Origin of the sequence: Enterobacter sp. DC4 (assembly GCF_000568095.1) — a bacterium.
Taxonomy (GTDB): Bacteria; Pseudomonadota; Gammaproteobacteria; order Enterobacterales; family Enterobacteriaceae; genus Enterobacter; species Enterobacter pseudoroggenkampii.
On sequence record NZ_AZUB01000014.1, the window covers coordinates 1 to 18,342 of the forward strand.

The window sequence follows — 18,342 nt, forward strand, 5'->3', positions numbered from 1 at the left end:
TTAACCATTTTCGTGTGTATGAGCTGATGCTCAGGGGAGTGTGGCACGGGATAACCTTCAGCTGTCGGGTTTCAGAATAACGCTATTCTGCCACACATCGATTTGCAGCCGCCAGGCTGCTTCGTTCGCTCGGTTGGCCCACAATTTCCAAGCAAATACTCCAATAACTTGGTCAGGTAGGAAAACTACAATATCAAACGTTTTGAATCCATTATTAAATTTTTCCGGCAGATCTAAAAATATTGTCAAAGCTCAAATATATTCATATTCTTCGCTAAGAAAATCCTACCTCAACAGTGGAAATGGTTTTATATCTAAGGAATAACATTAATAATTTACTGCCATAATAAATAGCAGCCTAAGTTTTACTGGTGCTTATTATCTGCCAACGCCACAGAAACATATTAAATAATATTTCTGACTGTTTTTTCCTATGATGAGAGAGAGAAATGTTAAACTTTGGAAAATCTTCAGTTATCTTATCGCCCAGTATTGATTTATTGTATGATTACGCTCCTTTTCTGGATCAAAGCGAATCTGAAGGAGGCATAGGCACTTTCCCTGACGGAATTGCACCACCACGCGTGGCGATTGTTGGTGCGGGTATATGCGGCCTGATTGCCGCCACTGAACTCTTGCGGGCTGGCGTAACGGATATTACTGTGTTTGAATCACGCGATCGCATTGGTGGAAGAGCCTGGTCACAGCCATTTGACCCTGAGCAACCACATTTAATCGCTGAAATGGGTGCTATGCGTTTTCCACCTAGCGCTACTGGTCTTTTCCATTACTTAAAACGGTTTGGTATTTCAACATCAGTTGTATTTCCCGATCCTGGGGTAGCAAATACTGAATTACATTATCGTGGCAAGAGTTATATCTGGCCCGCGGGCAACACGCCCCCGCCATTGTTCAGGAATGTTCATAAAGGCTGGCGGGCCTTAACAGCTGAAGGATGCCAGCTTGGCGGCATAACGCTGGTTGCTCCGGCGAAAATTTCGGCAATGCTGAAAGCTCAGCTGTTTAATGAAGCGCACATTGCGTGGCAGGCATGGCTCAACGCTTTCCGTGATGAATCTTTTTACTCTGCCATTGTGAAAATTTTCACTTCTCCTCAGCCACCTGGCGGATATATCTGGAAAAGGCCTGAGGACTTTGAACTCTTTGGTTCGCTGGGTATCGGCTCAGGTGGCTTTCTACCTGTTTTCCAGACCGGGTTCACTGAAATTTTGCGCCTGGTGATCAACGGCTATGAAGACGATCAACGCCTAATCACTGGCGGCATATCTTTACTCGTTGAACGGCTGGCCAGCCAGAGTCTTTGTGGCAAAAGGCTGTACGATTATATTTGCTTTCGCAGTGTAAACCGTATCTACAAAGACAATGGAAAAATAAAACTGGTTACCGATGGCGAAACGATTGCTGCATTTGATCGCGTCATCGTTACGACCAATAACCGTGCCATGCAGATGGTCCATGGCATTGCCGCGGACGATACCTTTCTGAGTCAGGATATTTCCCGCGCCGTGCGGGAAACGCATCTGACCGGCTCGTCTAAACTTTTCATGCTCACTCCCGATAAATTCTGGCTCAAACACAACCTGCCGCATACCATTCAGTCTGATGGCTTCGTGCGTGGAGTATATTGCCTTGATTACGAACCTGATAATCCTCAAGGGCGAGGCGTAGTACTGCTCAGCTATACTTGGGAAGATGACGCGCATAAGTTATTATCAATCACGAATAAAAGATTGCGCTGCAGGCTGCTTATCGACGATCTGGCCGTGATCAACCCGGAATTTGCACATCACCTCGTTCCGGTTGACGGTAACTATGAACGGCACGTCCTGCAGCATGACTGGTTGACAGATTGTCATTCTGCGGGAGCTTTCAAGCTTAACTATCCCGGCGAAGATGTGTACTCACAAAGGCTTTTTTTCCAGTATAAGACGGCAAATAATCCGGAACAGGATACTGGTCTATATCTTGCAGGGTGTGGGTGTTCCTTTACCGGGGGATGGGCGGAAGGTGCCGTCCAAACTGCGATAAACAGCGCATGTGCCGTTATCCGCAGTGCTGGCGGAACTCTGTTATCTACTAATCCAATGGATAGCATTCACAGCGTTTACCATTATTGACAGTTTTTCAGGAAAACCGTATGAGTACAGAACGCAATCTGGAATGGCTTTGCCATGATCTCCTTAATGGCGTGATTTCCCCTGATGAAATCAGAGAACGCTGTTTGTACTCAGAGGAAACCATGAATAGCCTCAATTGTTTTATTCGTGAGAGTGATGCCGAGAAGCAGTTTGGCAGGGCAAATATGGAACGCAAAGGCGCGCCGTTATGGGCTATCCCGATTTCTTTCAAGGATAATATCTGCGTCAGAGGGCTACCGGTGACGGCCGGCACGCTAGGGATGAGGGGGTGTGTCGCATCGCACGATGCTTTTATCGTAAGAAAGCTAAAGTCATTGGGTGCCGTTGTTGCTGGCAAGAACAATATGCATGAGCTGAGCTTTGGCATCACATCGGTGAACACGCATTGGGGCACTGTTGGGAATCCTTCGGCACCTGGCTATTGTGCAGGTGGTAGCAGCGGCGGATGCGCTGCAGCGGTAGCCGCAGGTATAGTGCCCGTGGCTGTGGGAACGGATACCGGGGGCTCAGTAAGAATACCGGCAGCTTTCTGCGGTATAGTTGGCTTCCGGCCCACAAGCGGTCGCTGGTCATCCGCCGGAATTATTCCCGTATCCCACACAAAGGATTCTCCTGGACTGTTCACACGTACTGCAGCAGACGCGCTTTTTTTATATGATAAATTGGCTGGTCAGATAGGTCCTTCACTGCAGCCGGGAGGACTGTCGTGCAGAGTCGGCCTTCCTGCCTCCCTGTGGGCAGGCCTGGATAAAAAAGTCATGCGGCACTGCATGGCTGCGATTAAACGGCTGACGCTGGCCGGGTTTGAGTGTGCTGAAATAGATGACACCGAGTTGATGGCGCTAAATAAAACTATAACTTTTACGGTCCCGCTTTATGAATTTTTCACGGACTTCCCTCGGACGTTATTCTCGTTAGGATGGGGGGATATGATTAGCTCTGTATTAAATCAAATCGGTGATGTCAATGTACGTAATATTATCGATGAGCAACTTCAGGGCAGTTTAATTTCGCCGGCTGAATATGCTTCGGCAATAGCTAATATTGGAAGATTACGTTTAAAAGTGGAAGAGCTATTTAAAAGAGAGAGGATTGATCTATTAGCATACCCTACGGTGCCATGTGCCCCCCCCCCCCTTTACGATGCGGCTAACCCGGATTTATTTAGCACCGTAATTCGCAATACCGATATATCCAGCAATGCGGCCCTGCCTTCAATCAGTTTGCCGGTGGCTGCCAAAGGTGAATTACCGGTAGGCCTGAATCTGGACGCGCCACACGGTAAAGACCATTTATTATTGAGTTTTGCGGCATTGATAGAAAAAACTCTGAGAACGCAGGTTTTAATTTAACTGCAAAATAGGCTGGCATAATTGAGGGGAAAGATAAATGGACATTTCCACTAAAAGAATACACCTACTTTTTGATGATGAAAGCTTTATAGATCATTACTCCACTAATAAAAGCCACTTTATCTGTGGCGAAGGTACGATAAATTCGGTTAAAACATTTTTGGTCATGAATCGTGGACAGGATGCAGAGTTCCATGAATGTGGACAATGGCAAACCGCCGGACAAATCATTAATACCATCACCCATGCCTATGATAATAGCGCCCCACTGGTATATATTCAGGACCGTCTGGGAAAAGCTGACAGCCGTTTTGAATCGGGCCAGGTTCTTTCATCAGATATGTCTAAGTTGCTTTTATCTCCAAAAGGGATGGGGCGGGTCAGCGCCCTGCTGGCTGAGCTGACGCAGAAAAATCTTTTAATCTCAGCGATTCTAGGGCCAACCTCCGGCCCATTGGCACTGCCGCTGATGCTCGCCGATCTGGTGCTAATGACGAAAAAAGGGGCTTTATGTATGGGCCGACCGGATATGGTAAAAGCAATGCTAGGCCAGACGTCAGATCTTTATTCCTTGGGCGGCGCAGATGTCCACAGTAAAGCATCAGGTGCAGTACAGCTAATATTTGAAGATGAAGCAGAATTGTTCCGCTGTGTAAGACGTGTTTTTGAAAACCTTTTCCAAATTAAGCTTCCCTGTCAAATAAAATATGATGAACCTGACCGTGTTGATATTAAAGGTCTCATACCTGCTATCCATAGCATGCCTTATGATATTCATAATTTAGTGTCTTCATTTATCGATAAAGGGAGTCTGATTGAATTAAGCCCTGATTTCGCAATGGAAGTTTTAACGGCTTTTGTAAATATAAAGGGAAAGGCTGCTATAGTTGTCGCCAATAATCCCAAATACGGCGGCGGCGTGATACACCCCAGAACAGTGGTTAAAATGGTTAAAGTGATTAATATTTCGGCTAAATTTAACCTGCCGATAGTTTTTATAGCAGACATTCCGGGATTTATGATCGGTAAAGAGGCCGAGCAAAACGGTATATTTTCAGCGGCGGCTGAACTGTTTCAGGCACATGTCAGATGCAAAGTGTCGAAATTACTTCTCGTTGTACGCAAGGCGTATACTGGGGGGGTTTATGCCATGGGTGGCGGCGGCTTTGAGCCGATAGCAACACTGGCCTACCCCCAGGCCCATATAGGCGTATTTGGTGTTGAGACGATGAAAAAGATACTGAGCCACTCGACTTTCTATCAACAACAAAAGGATATTGCGACAGAACTGAGCCATGAAATTTCCTCGCCGCAGCTATTGGAAGAAAAAGGCCTAATCACTGAGGTGATAGATCCAACAGAAACGAGGGAAAAGATACATGAATACCTTTTCAGAAAAAAAGCAGATTGAATGTAATATCAGATTTTGCGTTAAAGCAGGAGCCAGTGAGCGGCAAAATAATTATTTTCATAGCGCCCTCTCAGCTGCATGCTTTAGACTACCCAAAACCTATGGAAGAGACTTAACTTCACTATGATTTTCCATTCCATATAAATGCCTCGATGTCGGCGCGCGTGATGAGCTGCCTGGAGGAGCTGGCCCCCAGGGTGGAACAGTATTCGATTGACGAGATGTTCCTCGACCTGGCCGGCGTTGAGCACTGCATGGACCTGGAGGATTTCGGCCGGCAGCTGCGCCAGCACGTGTATGACTGTACCTGTCTGACCATCGGAGTGGGTGCCGGACCGACGAAAACCCTCGCTAAATCAGCCCAGTGGGCCTCAAAGGAGTGGAAACAGTTTGGTGGCGTACTCGCCCTGACCCGGGGGAATCCTCAGCGAACGCGGAAGCTGCTTTCACGTAAGCGTACAGCGAGAGCCGTCTGGTCATAATCTGATGTATTCGACAAAGTGGTGTACACCAAATAGTGGTGGGAACCAAAGTGTCATATATGCAGAAAAATGTGACTTCCGGCAGGCGTAAAGGCTGCCCTAATTATCCTCCCGAATTTAAGCAGCAGCTCGTTGCGGCTTCCTGCGAGCCCGGCGTGTCGATATCAAAACTGGCGCTTGAAAACGGCATCAATGCCAATTTGTTATTTAAATGGCGCCAGCAGTGGCGCGAGGGAAAGCTGCTATTACCTTCCACTGAGAGTCCTCAACTACTTCCTGTGACTCTCGATGCCACCACCGTACAGCCATAGCTGTAGCAACCTGCATTTGAAATCGGCCCGACCTGCATTTACCCCGGTTTTCAGCCCACATTAGCTGCAACCAGCGATGGTCTCAAACCCACAATACCTGCAAATGAACCTGCATTTATCCGTATCGACCTGCATTCCATTTTCACTGGCTCACAATAACTGAAAATGAATAACTGACCAGTAGTCTTCAGGGCTGCTGGTTTTAAAGTAGGCGAATTAAATGGGCAGCCCTGCGGCCAGGATGCGATCCCGTAGCTCGGCGGTACGCGTCGGATCTAACTGGTGATTGAACAGTGCTCTGATTTCTGCCGGTTTGGCATCAAACTGTTCGACCATATCCTTCAGGCGATAACCATGGCGGGTGAGAGTGGGTTCCAGATCGTCGAGTTTACGTGACAGTACGCTGTCAACCAGTTCTGCTGTAATTGGGCGCTCTCCGGTGAGGTAGCCCGCTTCCAGGGCAAGGGTGATATGCTGTTGTACCTGCAATGGCGTACGTAATTTCGTCGCCAGGAGATCGATGGCCTCCTCCGTCAGGATGGGAGCATCATCATTTTGTTGCTCTGAACAGGTCGCCAGCAACCACTGAATATATTCCCGCTGACTGCCGGCAATACCGTCAAGGGTAAAAATCTCCGTACGGTATCCGATTTCCTCCATCGTTGGTCTTCGAAGGTCATTGCGCAGTTTCGGGTGGCCGGCCAGGATCACCGATAATCGGCCACCTCCGTCTTCAACGACTTCCATCAGGCGCTTCAGTCCGATTAGCGTGTGTCCGTTAAGGTCATGTGCTTCATCCACAAACAAGGCCACCGGGCGTTTTCCCTTCTTCACCAGCTCCTGCAATTCGCGCTCACGACGTTCACCCTGTTTCGGGATCTGGACGGCTTTGTCCTGAACCAGATCGTAAAACAGAGCCGAAATCAGGGTGGCCAGCTTGATGCTGCTTTTTTCCACCGACAGCGATTTGGCAACGGTGACGCTATTTATTGCGTGGCCTCGCGGGTTGGACAAGCGCAGCGACCGGGCTTTTTTACTCACTGGAATATCACCCATGCCGGAATGGCTGAACGATAGGAGCGGTGTGAACTGAAAGATTCACGTACCGTTGCGTGAGAACCTAAAGGTGAGATTCCTTTGGGCAACTCGACCACTTACCATACAATAATTCTCTATATCCAAACTGCCCCCTGTAGAGGCCCCCGACATGAAACTATCTCTCTCATCAGCGCCCGCTCATCAGGAGCGCACAAACCTTGCAAAGGTTTTTGATCGGGTCCAATGGGGACTCGCGATACTCATAGGTGCGGCGCTGCTATTGGTGCCGCTCACTGGCTTTCCTGCGCTCTTTCCGGCACTGATAGCGTCGGTCTTGTTTAGCAGTTTGCACGGGGTGCGCCGGTACGGTGTCCGCAGCATTTTGTTCTTCAGTGTCGTTACATTTCTAGTTAGCAATGCTTACGAGAACATTAGTGTTTTGACTGGCTTTCCGTTCGGGAACTATCACTACGTGAGCGGTCTCTTTTTGCTGTATGTACCGATTGAGATCGGGCCAATATACATTGCGCTGGGGTACATCAGTTGGGTCACCGCTGCTACGATTCTTGACCGGGCGGATGAGCACCTGGATTGCAGAACGCGCGCCGGGCGCGTGAATACTATCATCCTTCCGATGTTGGCTGCAGCGATGATGACCGCGTACGACCTGGGCACGGATTCTATGGCCGCTGGTATCGCGAAACAATGGGTCTGGCATGACGGCGGAGGGGTCTTCGGAGTGCCCTACACCAACTACCTTGGTTGGTGGCTTGCCACGTATACATTCTTCCAGATCTTCGCACTTTGGCTTTCGGCACGGCAGACCAAGGCAGGGCAGCGAGTCAATCCGAGCTCTCAACTGCAGCCGATCATCATCTACGGGTGCCTTGGTCTTACTTCGATCCCGACCTTCTTTTCCTTCAATGGGCCAGCGACCATGACGGATGGTGCTGGCGTCAGTTGGAGTACACACGCTGCTATTGAGACCCTGATGACGGTCAACATTTTTACCGTTTTCACGTTCGCTGCGTTGGCGATCTTTAAAATCGTGCGCGGCGACCTTGGCCAGCCTCGCTCGCAAGACGGAGCCAGATCCGCAATCTTGAACGGGCCGAAAAATGAGAAGGCTTAAGCGACTAACTGCAGATTCCGCTGCCATCTTGTGGTCGACGGTGGATCAGCGATCGTTCAGTAGGTGTAGTGACCTGCATTTGAAATCGGCTCGACCTGCATTTACCCAGAGCAGGCCCAGATTAGCTGATCGCCAACCCACAATACCAGCAACCAAACTTCGTGGTTGCTGGGTTTCACAAAACGACCGTTTTATGGAATCTGACTATGACCGGAGGCGCTGACCTGCAACCCGCCAGAATTTTGTGGACAGAGTAAAGAAGGAGAAGGGCACTCAGTGACGCTGACAGAAAAATCGGGCCATCTGGCATGGTGCGCCCTGGTGGCGCTTGCGCTGGCCAGACAGAACGGCGATGTGCTGTCACCGGCACAGGAAAATCTCTTTCTCACCCGCTGGCTGGCGACCGCGCTGAAGCAACGGCGTTTTTCGCGTGATGTGGCGCCCGATATCGAGTGGCTTCTGAAACAGGGGCGCCAGCTGGGCGTCAGCGCGAAGCTGGCCAGCAAGCTGAATTACCTCTGGCGCTCCTGCACCGGCGAATTGTCTGAGCAAAACGACCTGTTCCGGCTGACGTATGCCCTGGAAACCGCGAAAGACATGAGCTGGAATTACCGCCTGTTGAGCGATCGGGAATGGTCAGGCCGGTATGCCGTTTCGCTGAACGCCGGCGTGAACGGCATTTATCTCTCGCGGACTAACCTCGACGCGGCATTTGACGACGATGGGCGACAGATAAATCCGCTGCTGACGCGCCTGACCGGTAATGTTGGGGGCGTGGTAAAGCTGTTTAACCGGTGTGGCTGGCAGGCTGATTCGGCACAGGATGCCTCCCTGCCCCATCAGTTTATGTTGGTAGCCCGTCAGGTTTCCGGAGCGCACCTTAACAAAACCGCATGATATGATTATTTCAGGTATTTAAAGGACACCATGAGGAGAGGGATATGTCGCAGTTAAAACAACCAGGTTTTCTGAAAAAAATAGAGAAAGCTATCAGCGCGATCCCTGGCCTTGAAGACCAACTTTTTTCATTCAGAAAGAAAAAACGTAGTGATAATCCATTAGTATTCATCGACAGAAAGGATGAAGAACGAATCCTGATGAATCTTCTTCAGCGTCAGCATAAAGATGAAAAACAGGCCGCAAAAATAGAATATCTTTTTCAGAAAAACAAATTATCACCATACAGTGTTCTGAGTTTTATATACTGGCGCTATACAAAGAAAATTTACCGACTGAGCGCTGATATTATCAGCGATGTGGCCGGCACCTATGTTGATAACATTCCGGCTCAGGTTCTGAAAGAGCTTCCCGCATGGAGTATTTATGTTTCAGCCGAAGAATTGCACACTGAACTTCCCACTTCCTACCCAATAAATGGCTTCTTCTTTTATCCGCTTTATAATAATGACGGGAATATTATCCGGCTTTTCATTATTGATGATCTGAAACAAGGCCAGGGAGTTTCTGGCCTTAAAGAAAAAGACGTTGATGTCGTCAACAATGTTATCCGGATAAAGGAGTCACGTGAAGGACTTATCGATTCGCGGCAGATGGAATGCATCGACGGCGAGGTAGTTGTAACAGTTGATCAGGGAATCAAGGATTTCAGGGAAAGAGAATTTAATCTTCTTAACGCGCAGCTATCAATGGTGCTTTATATCTGTTCACAGATGAATGACATCAGAGAAATCAGTCAACTCAAACGTCCAGAGAAGAATAAAAGGCAGGTTCACCTGGACCATGAATCGCCGGCAACAGCCATCAGGGAATGGGATGTGGGGATTAGGATGGGGCAGGCCATACGTCAATATCGCCAGTCAGAACCCGCCGGTGAAGGCCGACCGACAGCAACGGGTGGCAAACGTCCTCATATACGCCGGGGGCACTGGCATACATACTGGACGGGAAGCAAAAAGCCGGAACTTGCCCATGAGCGGAAACCCAAATTAAAGTGGTTGCCCCCGGTACCAGTGAACGCCGAGGACGTGGACAACTTACCTGTTGTTATCACGCCAGTTGAGAAGTGAGCCGGATATGCCGCTGCAGATGGCTGGTTTGATTAGTCATGTAGTGGGCGCTGTTGCTGGCAAGGATTTTTTGACTTTGTAATATTTACTGGAGTGTTTCGATGAAGTTATTAGTTCCTTTTGATGCTCTCGTTTTTCAGCTAAAAAATACAACGGTCCTGATGGAGTGTCTTGTATCTGAAACAGAAGATGTTATATTGCATTCGCTAAAATCATTTGAAGAAAAGGAACCTTCAATGCATGTACCAGAAGTAGACGAAGGCCCGGACACTGAATATTTTTCATATAAACAATACGCCAGTTTTTCTTTTGAGGATGTCGTTGATACTTATACGGTTTCATTACCATCCTGTTTCAGACGTTCCTCTTTCCTGACAATTTACAGTATGCTGGAATTTCATCTTACTAATTTTTGTAATAAAAAAATGGATGCAATGAGATTTCCATTGAGCTATAAAGATATAAACGGCACTGGGATTGAAAGGTGCAACACTATTCTAAAAAAAATCTTCGGAATGGTTCATTCCGAAAACATGAAATTATTAAACCAACTTGCCAGGTTAAGGAATGCATGTATACATAATAATGCTATCATTACAAATGATAAAGATAAGTTAAACAGTCTTACATCACTCAGTAATGGGATATTGTATTTCCAGAATGATGAAGTCATCTTTCTAAAAGGTTCCCTTGATTTTATTATTAGCATAATAAAAGAACACTTTGAAAATATTGAATTATTATTCTCCAGTTCAAAACGATGACTTCGGGGCGATATACATAAAGTTTCTTCCCCTACCCTAAAAGGCGGGAACGACGTCATAAAAATCTGGACTGGTAAATTTATCCCCAGCCGCTTAAGTCAGATATGGCAAGCAGAGCCTGAAAGGAATACCTCCCTGCCCTACCAGTTTACGCTGATGGCCGGACAGGGAGTGTCAGGAAAGGATGATTAGTGGCGGATCTGCGCCAGGTCGTCTTCCGTCAGACCGGTCATTTTCATGACGGTATTGCGGTCAATGCCGTTCTGCAGCATGGTACGGGCAACTTCCAGCTTGCCTTCCAGCTTGCCTTCATTGCGACCTTCCTGCCTGCCTAGCTGGATACCCTTCTGGATGCCTTTCTGTTCGAGCTGTTGTGCGATGGTCATGAGTGCGTCTCCGTGTTGCGGCACACGCTGTGCCAGTTCGCGTACAAAGGCTTCGGCGTCGGACGTTTCGCCTGCCTGCACTATATAGTGTACCAGCGATATTACCTGCGATGAAGACAGATATCCGGCCAGCAAAATGGGTGCCAGCCGATCAACCAGTTCTGCCAGGTCCCGCTGATGAATATGTTTCTGCAGTAAGGTCAGGGCAGCCATACTGCGATGCCCGGCGATTTCATCATCCGGAATGACCGTAACGTCTACCAGCGGGAAAGCGCTGCTGTAGAGTTTGCCTGCCAGCGCCGGATCGTCAAATTCATCCAGCCAGCGGGTAGAGTACGGATACGGGCTGCGCTTACCCGTATAGAACAGCACCGGTATCACCAGTGGCAACTTTTTATGCCCTGCCTCCAGGTGGCGCTGCATGGCGGCCACCGCATAGCGTATCAGGCGGAAAGCCATATGTTTGTCCGGCGTTGACTGGTGTTCCACGAGGACATGTATGTACCCGTCACCTGCTGTGGTTTTCAGGCTGTAGAGAACGTCGCTGAAATACTGGCGGAGATCATCCTCAACGAACGAGCCGGATTCCAGTTTCAGCGTGCTGAGATCACAGACTGCACGCAGCTCTGCGGGCAAATGCAACTCCATAAAATCCCGCGCAACATCCGGTTGCGTCAGGAACTGCCTGAACGTGGCATCGTGGGGTGTGGGTGTACTTTTCTTCTTCTTCATCAGCCCTGGCTCTGAAAGATGACCAGGATATGTTATCACAGCCCGGAAAAAGCTAATATTGACGGCGAACGGAATTGCCATTCCTTCAGGGGACTGTACCGGGGTGGTTCGGTCCCTTTATTTACCACGCTGATCTTTAAGCGTGACCTGGTTTAAAAAGATATGCTGCCAATTCAGCAGCAGTTACATCAAACTCAATTTTCTTCATTATGTCGGACAGCGCCTTCTGCGCCTCGTCACGGTCAGCTGCTTTTTTCATGAGCAAGAGAATAGTCTGCTTCATCTCTGGCGGTAGATTTTCAAAATCGATAAGGATATCACCAGATATTTCATCTACTGGCTCTTCAAAAAGATAACCGTAATGTCCGTTGGTCCCTGATTTATTTGTCATCACTATGTCCTCTATAGTTATCCAGATTCACCTTCTGAGCATTGCAGACCCTGATGACTGTCATTTTAGAAACGCCAGCCAGGCGAGCTGTTTCTCGCAGTGATTTTCTGTTGACCAGGCGCAGAGTGCGTATCAGTTCATGTTTCTGCACATCGGCCACCCTGCCCCGGTATTTTCCTTCAGCTTTCGCCTTACTGATTCCCTCTGACTGACGACGTCGACGGTCTTCGTAATCTTTTCGAGCAATAGCGGCCAGCATATCCAGCATCATGCCATTTACGGCCTTCAGCATGCTTCGGGTAAAGTCATCACTTACTGTGCTGGATAGCGCCAGATGGCTGGTCGGTAGATCAAGACTGACGATGGCCAGTTGCTTGTCGGTAATTTGCTTTCTTAGTGTCTCCCAGCCTGCATCATCAAGGCGAGTAAGCCTGTCGACCTGTTCAATGAGAATCACATCACCAGGTTCCGCATCACCAAGAAGCCTGATCAGTTCAGGACGGTTCATTGTCGTACCGGAGACATTGTCGATATACCAGCCAGCAATACGGTGGTCATGTTGGTTTGCGAATGCCTTTAGTGCATTTTTTGCCCGGCTGGCATCCTGCTCTGAAGTGGATGCCCGGAGGTAACCAAAAACGAACATTTTTTGCCCTCCTGGTAACATTTAAGTGGTGTTGTTGATTATGGTATCATTTATGTGGTCACAATGAAATTAGTTAGTATCTTTTGTTGTGGTACAGTTAAAGCATACCCCAATGTGACAGTTTGACGCTCCCGCTGGGTTATTCCAACGCTTTGCCTACTCCTTCATGTCTAACGACTCGTTCCAATGTGAAGGATAGTTGTTTACGTACATCAAATTACTGACAATGCAAAATGTCTTGTACGTTTTGTGTTGTTGTGTACAATGTGATTGAACTTTATACGCAATTCATGGGCAGGGAATCTATCTCAGGGGAAAACTATGAAACGAGATTACGGTAGTGTCGGTACCATAGCGCTCAGAGCAAGCGCTCTACTTCAGGCCATGAGCCGGGATATTGAGGAGCAAAGAAAGGAATTCAATCTGACAGAGTATCATCAAACATATACTCGTAATGCGGTTGCAAAATTGCCGAAGCTAAGCCGACGCATCGTAGAACTGGCCATGAAAGAAATGGAAGAAAGCGGCTATGATTTTAATAAAAAGCAGGTTGGCAACGTCGAGCAATATGCACTAACAATTCAGAACGTGATTGATATATACGCTCACCGACAGATACCAAAATATCGCGATGTTCATAAAGAACCTTACGTAATCTTTGTCGTCAACTTGAAAGGTGGAGTATCAAAAACTGTCAGCACAGTCACGCTGGCGCATGCACTACGAGTACATCAGGATTTGCTACGTCATGACCTTCGTATCCTTGTGATCGACCTTGACCCACAGGCGTCCAGCACTATGTTTTTGGACCATACCCATAGCATTGGTACTGTTCTTGAAACCGCCGCCCAGGCAATGCTAAATAATCTCGATGCTGAAACACTGCGAGAAGCAGTTATTCGGCCCACTATTATTCCTGGCGTTGATGTCATCCCTGCTTCTATTGATGACGGCTTTGTGGCAAGTCAATGGGAGGCTTTGGTTGCCGAACACTTACCAGGTTTTAAGCCTTCTGAAGTACTAAGGAAAACCATCATTGACCGTATCGCCGGCGATTATGATTTTGTCTTCATTGATACTGGTCCTCATCTTGATCCGTTCCTTCTTAATGGCCTGGCTGCGAGTGATTTGCTTCTCACCCCTACTCCCCCGGCGCAAGTTGATTTCCATTCAACCCTAAAATATCTGACTCGTTTACCTGAAATGCTCGAACGTCTAGAAGAAGAAGGGGTTGAGCCTCGCCTGAGTGCGAGCATAGGGTTTATGTCTAAAATGACCAGTAAGCGCGATCACGAAACTTCCCATAGTCTGGCTCGTGAGGTGTATGCAAGTAATATTCTTGACTCATCACTTCCTCGATTGGACGGGTTCGAACGATGTGGTGAATCTTTTGACACTATCATCAGTGCTAACCCTGTTTCGTATCCAGGAAGCGCAGAGGCATTGAAAAAAGCACGTACCGAAGCGGAGCGTTTTACTAAAGCCGTTTTTGACCGCATTGAATACATCCGGGGAGCGTCCAAATGAAAAAGGTTTTAGCTCGAGGGCGCGTTCTGGGTAATAGCAATTCAGAGTTCGCCCGTATGCTTGAAGGTGACGGAGATGTCAAAACCTTTACACTTAAATCAGGTAAGCAGGCCAAATTTGTCAAAACGGTAGTGTTAAGCGGAGAGATTGAATCAAAGACGTTCGTTGATGCTTCGGTTAATGGACGCGATCAGGCTATGCTTTCGCGCGAGTCAGTTACTGACATTTCCCGCACGATTAAACTTCAACAATTCTTTCCGGCTATTGGTCGGGAAGTAAACGGACGAATTGAAATATTAGACGGTACTCGTCGTCGGGCTGCCTGCATCTATAACAACGTAAAATTCGAAATTTTGGTAACAAAAGACGATATTGATCTTGCAGACGCAAGGCAGCTTGCAAAAGACATACAGACTGCAAGAGAGCATAGTCTTCGCGAACTGGGAAAACGACTGGAAGTTACCTATGGGACCAGTATGACTAAAGAAGAGATCGCTCTGGCTGAAAATATCTCTTCTGCAAAAGTTACACGGGCATTTCAGGCGGCATCAGTACCGGACGAAATGATCTCTGTATTTCCTGTAATAAATGATATTTCGCTGTCGGATTATCAATTTTTGTTGAAACTGTCTGAAGAAGCAAACCACAAAAAAACGTCAGTGAAGGAGTTGATGGATAAAGTGCGGCAAAAGCTGATGGCTCTGCCTGATTATCCAGCAATTGATAAAAGCAAAATCCTGTCAGTCTTTCGGGCAGAGAGCAAAGCTCTTATGGACCGGCCTGCAAAAACTGTTGAAACTGAGAAGTTGAAAGAGTTTTCTGATCGCAACCAGTTTGCAAGGAAGAAAACTGACTCGAAGAAGCGGCTTGTTGTTTATGAATTCTCACGTATATCTAATGAAGTGCAGTCAGAGATTGATGAAGCTATTAAGCGTATTCTTGAAAAAATGCCTTCATCGGAGCGATAAGAATTTTAAAAAAAAGGATGCCAAATGGCATCTTTTTTTTACTTTTTTCACCATGCTTTTTTGATGCTTATTGTATTGATTATAAATATTTTTTTAAAATTCTTTCATAGTGAAATCACCACGAATTTTCTTGTGTTTTTGCTTCGTCATAGTTTGGCTACTGGCAATTCAGACCAGCGAGTCGTATAGGCTGGTGAAAGCATTTCTCGTTTCATTTGCCACTCAGGAGCAATGCCTCGCCCCGCAAACCACACTTTCCCCATACCAGAATGGTTAATACCGTCCACGACTTTCATCAGCTGATTACTGTTGCTTCGGGGCTGAGTATCATCGAACAGATCCAGCTGTGAAACACCGGTAGGAGTGAAATCATTGAGCATGCAACCTGCTTTTGCATATCGATGGCCATTCACCCAGATCCGATCCAGCGCTTTCACCGCTGCGGCTATGATGTCCCGGGTATCCTGCGTGGGAGTCATCAGCTTTTCACTGGCCACATTCCCGTAATACGGTTCGTTTACAGCGAACGGTGACGTCTTCACAAAAACGGCAATATGCCTGCAGAACTGACGCTCGCCACGCAGCTTTTCAGCTGCACGCTCAGCATACTGACAGACTGCCTGCCGCATGGCTTCATATGTCGTGACACGCTCCCCAAAGGAGCGGCTGCAGACAATCTGCTGTTTCGGCGGAGGTGCTTCTTCCAGCGAAATACAGCTTTCTCCGTTGAGTTCCCGGACGGTTCTCTCCAGCACAACGTTGAAATTTTTCCTGATAAATACAGGGTTCGCACGCGCCAGCTGCAGTGCCGTAGTGATGCCCATCGAATTAAGCGTCTTTGAGATCCTGCGACCTACTCCCCAGATTTCGTCTACTGGCTGCAGTGAGAGCAGTTTCTCCGTTCGCTTCGGATTATGTGACGTCAGGGCAAGCACCCCACCGAACTGTGGCCACTCTTTCGACGCCCATTGCGCGCTTTTAGCCAGTGTTTTGGTCGGCCCCATCCCGACGCCGATTGTCAGCTCGGTACCGGAGCGCACGTGCTCGCGCAGTTGCCGGCCGAAGTCCTCAAAATTAATGCAGCGGTCTATACCGCGAATGTCCAGAAACATCTCGTCGATGCTGTACTGCTCCACGCGTGGCGCCAGCTCCTCGAGATGAGACATAACTCTGTTCGACATAGACGCATAGAGCTCGTAATTGCTCGAGAAGGTGATGACCGGCTCCGGGAATTGTGCCGTCTTCAGCTGGAACCAGGGGACGCCCATTTTAATTCCCAGCCGTTTCGCTTCGGCACTGCGCGCGATGACACAACCATCATTGTTACTGAGCACCACAACAGGCCTGTTACGCAGGTCTGGACGAAACACCTTCTCACAGCTCGCGTAGAAGCTGTTGACGTCAGCCAGGGCGAACATCAGTTGCTACCCCGCGTCTTATGTATGAATGCCATCACCACGCCGAATATCTGCAGTTCTTCCGGATAGAGGGTAGGGTAGGCGGGATTCATCGGCAGCAGGGCAATACGGGGCTTAAGCTGCAGGCGTTTAACGGTGAACTCGCCATCTGTTTCCGCGATGACAATGTCCCCCTGCATGGGTTTTTCTGCTTTATCGACAACCATTAAATCCCCGGAGTGCAGGCCCATATCTTTCATCGAATCACCAATGGCCCGGACAAAGTAGGTCGCGCTGGGGCGGCGGATACAGTAGGCATTCAGATCCAGTTCGTCTTCGGTATAGTCCGCGGCCGGTGACGGAAAACCTGCCGGACAGCGCTCTGTGAAAAGTGGTGCGGTGGACAGTGCTGGCTCAGATGCGGGAGTGACGAAAAGGATCATGGCATACCTCTTAAAATACCTGTTTTTATATACAGTATTATTTAGAATATTTCCCGTCCTGCAAGGAGAATTTTACCAGCTCCTGCCAGGTCATTGTTCTGGCGGATAAAACAGGCTCAGGGTTATCCACAGAAACGGTGCATAACCCTGTGAGTGGATACCGGGTATCTCATCGTCTGCTAAGCCAGCGGCTCTATAAGTTCCCGGCCCTGGTTCCGGGGATTGCCAACAGCCCGACTGACGGGGTGCCATGTGAAATCTTCGGCCGAAAGACTGCCCTCACGGGCAATGTCTTCCGCCTCTTTACCGGTTGTGTTTTCGCTGAGCCATTTACGTGCGGCAGCCGGTGAGTACACGAGCGGTCGCCGATCGTGAATGTCCAGCAGTCCCTCATCCGCAGCTGCCGTGACGATCAGGAACCCTTCCTGGTCATTGCCGTTCTCAAAAGGTGGTTTCCCGATGGCTGCGAGCAGGAGTGGATTTCCGTCCTTACGGTAAATGAAAAACGGCTGTTTCACGCCGTTTTGCTGTTTCCACTCGAACCAGCCATCGGCAAAGACGATGGCCCGTCCGTGCTCCTGGAGTGGCCTGAACATCCGGCTGTTGGCCGCAGTTTCACTTCTGGCGTTGATGAGCGCGGGCTTGTTCCACCACTCCGGGGCATAACCCCAGTGAACGGGATCGAGATGCAGTTGCGAGCGGCGTTCACTCAGCAGCAATACCCGTGTCCCGGGGGCAACGTTGTAGCGGCCGATGGGTTCCGGATCATACGGAATGTCCCGTTCTGCTTCTTCTCCGAGAAAGGAAAGGTACTCCTCGCAGGAGTGGTACTGCGCAAACCGACCGCACATTGTGTTTCTCCGCTGTGAAGCTCTAATCAGGGTTCACCTCAGTTCTGAACATAGGCTGTATTTCAGGTTCCTGCCATCGTGTAGCCGCCGTGCCGCTACTGTAGCCGGGCCGCTGCGAATGCAAGGGTTCGCTCTGCCGGTGTCCTCACCCGGTCGCAGTTAATTTCAAAGGCATTACCCGCTGTCTTCCCGTCGTTTTCCGTCTCAATTTTCGCCGTCAAACCGTCCAGCCAGCGTGGGCTTTTTCACTGCGCTGCGGCTTGCGGCACCGCCCCTGCATTCTCCGCTTTTCGCCCGGCTGTCGTATCGGCACGGCGTAACTGGC

General features: G+C 48.7%; 16 protein-coding genes and 2 pseudogenes. 11 read left to right on the forward strand and 7 right to left on the reverse strand.

What is annotated here, in order from left to right; genetic code table 11:
* The first annotated feature begins 449 nt into the window (after positions 1 to 449).
* The 5 genes and pseudogenes from P349_RS01505 (at position 450) to tnpA (ending at position 5,715) form a co-directional block, all read left to right on the forward strand.
* Entirely contained in the window at positions 450 to 2,138 is a 1,689-nt protein-coding gene (locus P349_RS01505; RefSeq protein WP_032648888.1) for an NAD(P)/FAD-dependent oxidoreductase, read from the forward strand.
* A 20-nt stretch (positions 2,139 to 2,158) separates the two neighbouring features.
* Positions 2,159 to 3,511 (forward strand): amidase family protein, encoded by a 1,353-nt coding sequence (locus tag P349_RS01500; protein ID WP_032648886.1) that lies wholly within the window; start codon positions 2,159 to 2,161, stop codon positions 3,509 to 3,511.
* A 37-nt stretch (positions 3,512 to 3,548) separates the two neighbouring features.
* On the forward strand, positions 3,549 to 4,922 hold the full coding sequence (locus P349_RS01495; protein ID WP_032648885.1) for a carboxyl transferase domain-containing protein: 1,374 nt from the start codon (positions 3,549 to 3,551) through the stop codon (positions 4,920 to 4,922).
* A gap of 134 nt (positions 4,923 to 5,056) precedes the next feature.
* Positions 5,057 to 5,371: pseudogene (locus P349_RS01490) on the forward strand (Y-family DNA polymerase); the annotation flags it as partial.
* Between the two features lie 92 nt (positions 5,372 to 5,463).
* Positions 5,464 to 5,715: an IS66-like element accessory protein TnpA gene (tnpA, locus tag P349_RS25825; RefSeq protein ID WP_238550744.1), complete on the forward strand. Its 252-nt coding sequence runs from the start codon at positions 5,464 to 5,466 to the stop codon at positions 5,713 to 5,715.
* 216 nt (positions 5,716 to 5,931) lie between these two features.
* On the opposite strand, the pseudogene P349_RS26895 reads toward tnpA, so the two are convergent.
* A pseudogene (locus tag P349_RS26895) lies at positions 5,932 to 6,702 on the reverse strand (AAA family ATPase); the annotation flags it as partial.
* 220 nt (positions 6,703 to 6,922) lie between these two features.
* Between P349_RS26895 and P349_RS01480 the strand changes: the two are divergent.
* The 4 genes from P349_RS01480 (at position 6,923) to P349_RS25030 (ending at position 10,676) form a co-directional block, all read left to right on the forward strand.
* Positions 6,923 to 7,885, forward strand: a complete 963-nt coding sequence (locus P349_RS01480; protein WP_032648881.1) for a carotenoid biosynthesis protein — start codon at positions 6,923 to 6,925, stop codon at positions 7,883 to 7,885.
* Between the two features lie 276 nt (positions 7,886 to 8,161).
* A complete protein-coding gene (locus P349_RS01475) occupies positions 8,162 to 8,782 on the forward strand; it encodes a DUF2913 family protein (RefSeq protein ID WP_032648879.1) in 621 nt (206 codons plus the stop codon).
* A gap of 44 nt (positions 8,783 to 8,826) precedes the next feature.
* Positions 8,827 to 9,912 (forward strand): AcrVA2 family anti-CRISPR protein, encoded by a 1,086-nt coding sequence (locus P349_RS01470; protein ID WP_032648878.1) that lies wholly within the window; start codon positions 8,827 to 8,829, stop codon positions 9,910 to 9,912.
* A 101-nt stretch (positions 9,913 to 10,013) separates the two neighbouring features.
* Positions 10,014 to 10,676: a hypothetical protein gene (locus P349_RS25030; RefSeq protein WP_050597526.1), complete on the forward strand. Its 663-nt coding sequence runs from the start codon at positions 10,014 to 10,016 to the stop codon at positions 10,674 to 10,676.
* Between the two features lie 188 nt (positions 10,677 to 10,864).
* Here the strand turns inward: P349_RS25030 and P349_RS01465 are convergent, their stop codons facing one another.
* The 3 genes from P349_RS01465 to P349_RS01455 form a co-directional block, all read right to left on the reverse strand.
* A complete protein-coding gene (locus tag P349_RS01465) occupies positions 10,865 to 11,794 on the reverse strand; it encodes an Rpn family recombination-promoting nuclease/putative transposase (protein WP_032648876.1) in 930 nt (309 codons plus the stop codon).
* A gap of 136 nt (positions 11,795 to 11,930) precedes the next feature.
* The gene (locus P349_RS01460) at positions 11,931 to 12,185 is read right to left on the reverse strand and encodes a hypothetical protein (RefSeq protein WP_032648874.1); all 255 of its coding nucleotides are present in this window, start codon (positions 12,183 to 12,185) and stop codon (positions 11,931 to 11,933) included.
* Entirely contained in the window at positions 12,175 to 12,831 is a 657-nt protein-coding gene (locus P349_RS01455; protein WP_032648872.1) for a recombinase family protein, read from the reverse strand. The genes P349_RS01460 and P349_RS01455 overlap by 11 nt, the downstream gene beginning before the upstream one ends.
* Before the next feature lie 321 nt (positions 12,832 to 13,152).
* On the opposite strand from P349_RS01455, the gene P349_RS01450 reads away from it, so the two are divergent.
* Together P349_RS01450 and P349_RS01445 are read left to right on the forward strand one after the other, a co-directional pair.
* Complete coding sequence (locus P349_RS01450; RefSeq protein ID WP_032648871.1) at positions 13,153 to 14,358, forward strand: AAA family ATPase; 1,206 nt, start codon at positions 13,153 to 13,155, stop codon at positions 14,356 to 14,358.
* Entirely contained in the window at positions 14,355 to 15,326 is a 972-nt protein-coding gene (locus tag P349_RS01445; RefSeq protein ID WP_032648869.1) for a ParB family protein, read from the forward strand. Before P349_RS01450 ends, P349_RS01445 begins: the two co-directional genes overlap by 4 nt.
* Before the next feature lie 146 nt (positions 15,327 to 15,472).
* On the opposite strand, the gene P349_RS01440 is transcribed toward P349_RS01445, so the two are convergent.
* From P349_RS01440 to P349_RS01430, 3 genes are all read right to left on the reverse strand, one after another.
* Complete coding sequence (locus tag P349_RS01440) at positions 15,473 to 16,744, reverse strand: Y-family DNA polymerase (RefSeq protein WP_032648866.1); 1,272 nt, start codon at positions 16,742 to 16,744, stop codon at positions 15,473 to 15,475.
* Positions 16,744 to 17,166: a translesion error-prone DNA polymerase V autoproteolytic subunit gene (umuD, locus tag P349_RS01435; protein WP_000600201.1), complete on the reverse strand. Its 423-nt coding sequence runs from the start codon at positions 17,164 to 17,166 to the stop codon at positions 16,744 to 16,746. The genes P349_RS01440 and umuD overlap by 1 nt, the downstream gene beginning before the upstream one ends.
* A gap of 179 nt (positions 17,167 to 17,345) precedes the next feature.
* On the reverse strand, positions 17,346 to 18,017 hold the full coding sequence (locus tag P349_RS01430) for an SOS response-associated peptidase family protein (protein ID WP_032648863.1): 672 nt from the start codon (positions 18,015 to 18,017) through the stop codon (positions 17,346 to 17,348).
* Positions 18,018 to 18,342 lie beyond the last annotated feature (325 nt).